This is a genomic window from Klebsiella sp. RHBSTW-00484, assembly GCF_013705725.1.
In the GTDB taxonomy this organism is placed as follows: domain Bacteria; phylum Pseudomonadota; class Gammaproteobacteria; order Enterobacterales; family Enterobacteriaceae; genus Klebsiella.
Genome location: NZ_CP055489.1, coordinates 1 through 4423 on the forward strand (window position 1 = coordinate 1; position 4423 = coordinate 4423).

The following is a 4423-nucleotide window of genomic DNA, read 5'->3' on the forward strand; positions in this document are numbered from 1 at the left end:
TTGCATAACGCCGCACTCGGACTTTTTAACGACCGACTCCCGCACAAGCCGTACTTCTCGGACGATCTGCACTTCGGTGTGCGTATCGCAGGGAAAGAACGCGCACTCTTGGCAAAGTACATCCAGTTTAATCAGCCGCATGCCATGTTCTGGCTGGGCTTCGACGTCGATCGCGCCGGTGCGGCCATCGACTGGAGTGACCGGAACGCGCCCGCGCCCACGCTGACCATCACCAACCCGGAAAACGGGCACGCGCACCTGCTATACGCACTGGAAACCTCGATACGTACTGCGCCGGACGGCAGAATGAAACCTCTGAAGTATGCAGCTGCCGTGGAAAACGCGCTGCGTAAAAAACTGGATGCTGATACAGGGTATTCTGGCCTGCTCTGCAAGAATCCGAACCACGGTCACTGGAAAATTGCCGTTTGGCAGCCAGAACTCTACACGCTGGACTGGCTTGCTGATTTCCTCGATCTGAACGCGGCAAACAACAAAGAGATCGTTGCCGACTATGGCTTAGGCCGCAACTGCACTCTGTTCGATAAAACACGGAAGTGGGCTTATCGCGCTATCCGTCAGGGCTGGCCTGAATATGACCAGTGGCTGCAAGCTTGCTATGAACGTGCCAGTGCTTACAACCTGCAATTTTCATCGCCTCTGGATGATAATGAGGTGATTGGCATAGCTAAAAGTATTGCGAAATGGACTCGTGCTAATTTTAGTGAAGGTACTTTCAGTGATTATGTTTTTCGTACGCATTCATCTGAAATACAAAGCCTCCGAGGGAGGAAAAGCAAAGGTGGGGGGAGGCCGTCATTAAATGAAGTGTGGGTTGATTTGGGTGTTAGCAGAAGAACATATTTCAGAATGAAGTCAAAACTAAAAGGTTAGTGGCTGGGATCAACCAGCCACTAACTTTGTTATTCAACAGTGACGTATATTTGCCCATCACTAAGTTCTTTGATAGTGATATCTTTTACAGATCCGTCAGATATCTCAGCTATGCCATAGTGATTTTTCCCTTCACTTTCTGTGATCGTCACAGATTTGCAAGTTAGTCCTGGTTGATGGAACTGTGTTCTGTATATGTCGCTTACGACTCCACAGGCTGCACTTTCCACTGTAGACTTACCGCCAGCAAAGATTAAGCTACTAGCAACAAAAATAATGATTATCGCCATCCACAAAGAGAAGAGTTTTTTACTTTCTTTCTTTGCATTGGATCTTTTAAATAAATAAACAGGTGATATTAATACCCACCACTTAGAAAATACAGCAAGGTTGTTTTTTTCTAATATTTTCCAGTCTTTATAAAGCACAAAAATGGTCAATATGTTCACTATGAAACTAATTACATAGTCTACTTGTGTGCTAACCACTAATGATAAAGAGAAGTTTAAAACCAACAGGAAAAACGCGGCGTATATGTATGAGTTATGCAACTCCCCATTATCTAAGTTTTTTATCTGTTCAATGTATAAACTTTGTTTTTTTTCATCTGCTTTTCTTGATGAGTCACCATTATTTATCAAGTATGATATTAATTTCTCATCATATTCACTTTTGAATCGCTCATTAAGTAAGATTGATTTTATCTTCCTTATTCTAGCTTCATCATTATTTTTGTTTAGCTCAATAGCATCTCTGATTTCATCGATTGAAGCAGACATGTCAAGTTTCAGGTATTCGTAATGATTTTCCATGTAATTCCTTGCAGTAAGTACCTTCTAAAAGGTTGATTATACGCATTAAGAATAGTCTTAAAAAGGGTTCTCGGCAGTTGGCACTAAACAACCTATATCAGATAACAGCCCTCTTTTGTCAGATGGCTGTTTTTTGCAGCAATTCCTACTCAGTCATGGGAGCGCAGCGTCACCATTAAGCCAGTATACACTCCGCTAGCGCTACGTGACTGGTTCAGGGCTGCGCCCCGAAACCCGCCAAAAGCCTGACGCGCCTGCGGCTTGTCCAACCCCGCGCCGACCGGGAAAGGCTTTCCCGCCCGTCCCGGCGTTATCAGGAGGCCGGTTTGTCAGAGAAACGGAGCAAGATGCTCACCATGTGGGTGACGGAGGACGAGCACCGGCGGCTGCTCGAGCGCTGTGACGGCAGGCAGCTGGCGGCGTGGATGCGGCAGATCTGCCTGGACGAAAAGCCGGCACGTTCCGGAAAGCTCCCCTCACTCTCGCCGGCGCTGCTGCGCCAGCTTGCCGGCATGGGCAATAACCTGAACCAGATAGCCCGCCGTGTTAACGCCGGCGGCGGCACCGGCCATGACAGGGTACAGATTGTGGCGGCGCTGATGGCCATCGATGCCGGCCTTGAGCGGCTGCGGCACGCCGTTCTTGAGAAAGGAACGGACGATGATCGTTAAATTTCATCCGCGCGGCCGCGGCGGTGGCGCCGGGCCGGTGGACTATCTGCTGGGTAAAGACCGGCAGCGTGAAGGCGCCACCGTCCTGCAGGGGAAGCCGGAAGAAGTCCGGGAGCTGATTGACGCGTCGCCTTACGTTAAGAAATACACCTCCGGCGTTCTGTCGTTTGCGGAGGCCGATCTGCCTCCCGGCCAGCGGGAAAAACTGATGGCCAGCTTCGAGCGGGTTCTGATGCCCGGACTCGATAAAGATCAGTACAGCATTCTGTGGGTGGAGCACGCGGACAAGGGGCGTCTGGAGCTGAACTTTCTGATCCCCAATACCGAGCTGCTGACCGGCAGGCGGCTCCAGCCTTACTACGACCGCGCCGACCGGCCGCGCATCGATGCCTGGCAGACTATCGTGAACGGCAGACTGGGGCTGCACGACCCGAACGCGCCGGAAAACCGCCGGGCGCTGGTCACGCCGTCCGGGCTGCCGAAAACGAAGCAGGAGGCCGCAGAAGCCATTACCCGGGGACTGCTGACCCTTGCTTCGTCCGGGGAGCTGAAAAGCCGTCAGGATGTCACTGACACTCTTGAAGGTGCAGGTTTTGAGGTGGTGCGCACCACGAAAAGCAGTATCAGCATTGCCGACCCGGACGGGGGGCGAAACATCCGACTGAAGGGAGCCATCTATGAGCAGTCTTTTAACGCTGGCGAAGGACTTAGAGCAGCAATCGAAAGCGCAGCAGCAGAGTACCGGCGAGATGCTGAAAGCCGCATTCAGCGAGCACGAGCGGTCTGTCAGAGCGGAACTGAGCGCAAGCGCGAGGAGAATCAGCGACGCCATCCTCGCCCACGAGCAGAGTATGAGCGAGGCGATGGAGAAAAACCGGCGGAGCGTACTGCGGACTGCCGGGCGGACATGGCTCACCATCCTGATGGTGTCAGCGCTGCTGATCGGCACGAGCGGGAGCATTCTGTGGTGGCAGGGGCAGCAGATAACCGACAATTACACGCATCTTCGTCAGCAGGAAGATACCCTGGCGAAAATGACCGCCCGGACGTGGGGAGTGCGCTATCAGGAGAGCAGCGACGGCCGGAGGTTTCTTATCCTGCCGCCGGGGATGCAAACCGAAGCCATCCCCTACGACGGGACGACATGGATCCGCCTGAAACAGGAGTAGCGGAAAATGACAGAGCTGGAAAAGCAGTTGCTGAGCGCATTAGAGCAGCTACAGCAGGACTACTCGCAAAGGCTGGACGAATGGGAGAGCGCCTTCGCGGAATGGCGGAGCATGTGTGGGCTTATGCAACGGGAGAACGCGGTGCTGAACGAGCGCGTGTCGGACTTGAGCACGCAGGTGCTGAGTTTAAGCGAGCAGCTGCGCCGCTTGTCCGGGAACTGAATGCCACCGAGTTCCGGCAGAGGGAGAATGAGTATCAGAAAACACTGGAGCTGGAGCACCAGCCGCAGAAAACCTACCGTGGTCCAACGCTGGGCTGACGGCCCGTGACAAACCCCAAGAAGAAGGGCTCATAAATTTCCCGCTAAATACGGTCGTGATGGAAACATCACAGCGTATACAACGGAGGGATTATGAGACTGTTTAACGTGATTGAGACGGTGCTGAACTGCCTGTACATGGCGCTGGAGATCTGGGACTGGCTGGAGAAGCACTTTCCTGTTTTTAAGGCGTTCGCGCTGATTTTAGTGTGACTTTACGCGGCATGCATCTGGCTGCATGACTATGCACCAGTGTAATATTCAGCGGCTGCGTTTCTGGTGTTTTTTCGTTATGTCTGTCGCCACTTTCTCGCGTCTGGCACCGGAAACGCAGCCAACCCCGTTTCAGCGGTGCGGGCAACGGATGTTATGGTAAATCGTGGTGAGATCGACAGAAGCCTGCGGACGGTGTAACGTTAACCCCAGAAAAAACAAAGCCCCGGAAATCATGTCATATCTTGGCGGATCGCATGATTACCAGGGCTAGGTCGAAACCTTGAAAGGATATTAGCACATGAACCGTGCCAGAAAACAGCCCGCCATAAGCGTAGGGCGCA

General features: G+C 52.5%; 4 protein-coding genes. 3 read left to right on the plus strand and 1 reads right to left on the minus strand.

The features are described from left to right. The gene (locus tag HV213_RS32950) at positions 1 to 894 is read left to right on the plus strand and encodes a replication initiation protein (protein WP_080816845.1); all 894 of its coding nucleotides are present in this window, start codon (positions 1 to 3) and stop codon (positions 892 to 894) included. Positions 895 to 923: 29 nt separating this feature from the next. On the opposite strand, the gene HV213_RS32955 is transcribed toward HV213_RS32950, so the two are convergent. Next, a complete protein-coding gene (locus HV213_RS32955; protein WP_080901937.1) occupies positions 924 to 1706 on the minus strand; it encodes a hypothetical protein in 783 nt (260 codons plus the stop codon). Positions 1707 to 2053: 347 nt separating this feature from the next. Between HV213_RS32955 and HV213_RS32960 the strand changes: the two genes are divergently transcribed. Both HV213_RS32960 and mbeA read left to right on the plus strand, forming a co-directional pair. Beyond that, positions 2054 to 2377 carry a MobC family plasmid mobilization relaxosome protein gene (locus HV213_RS32960; protein ID WP_000957084.1) on the plus strand — a complete coding sequence of 108 codons (324 nt, stop codon included), beginning with the start codon at positions 2054 to 2056 and terminating at the stop codon, positions 2375 to 2377. Then, positions 2367 to 3866 (plus strand): plasmid mobilization relaxase MbeA, encoded by a 1500-nt coding sequence (gene mbeA, locus HV213_RS33875; protein ID WP_442788182.1) that lies wholly within the window; start codon positions 2367 to 2369, stop codon positions 3864 to 3866. Before HV213_RS32960 ends, mbeA begins: the two co-directional genes overlap by 11 nt. Positions 3867 to 4423 lie beyond the last annotated feature (557 nt).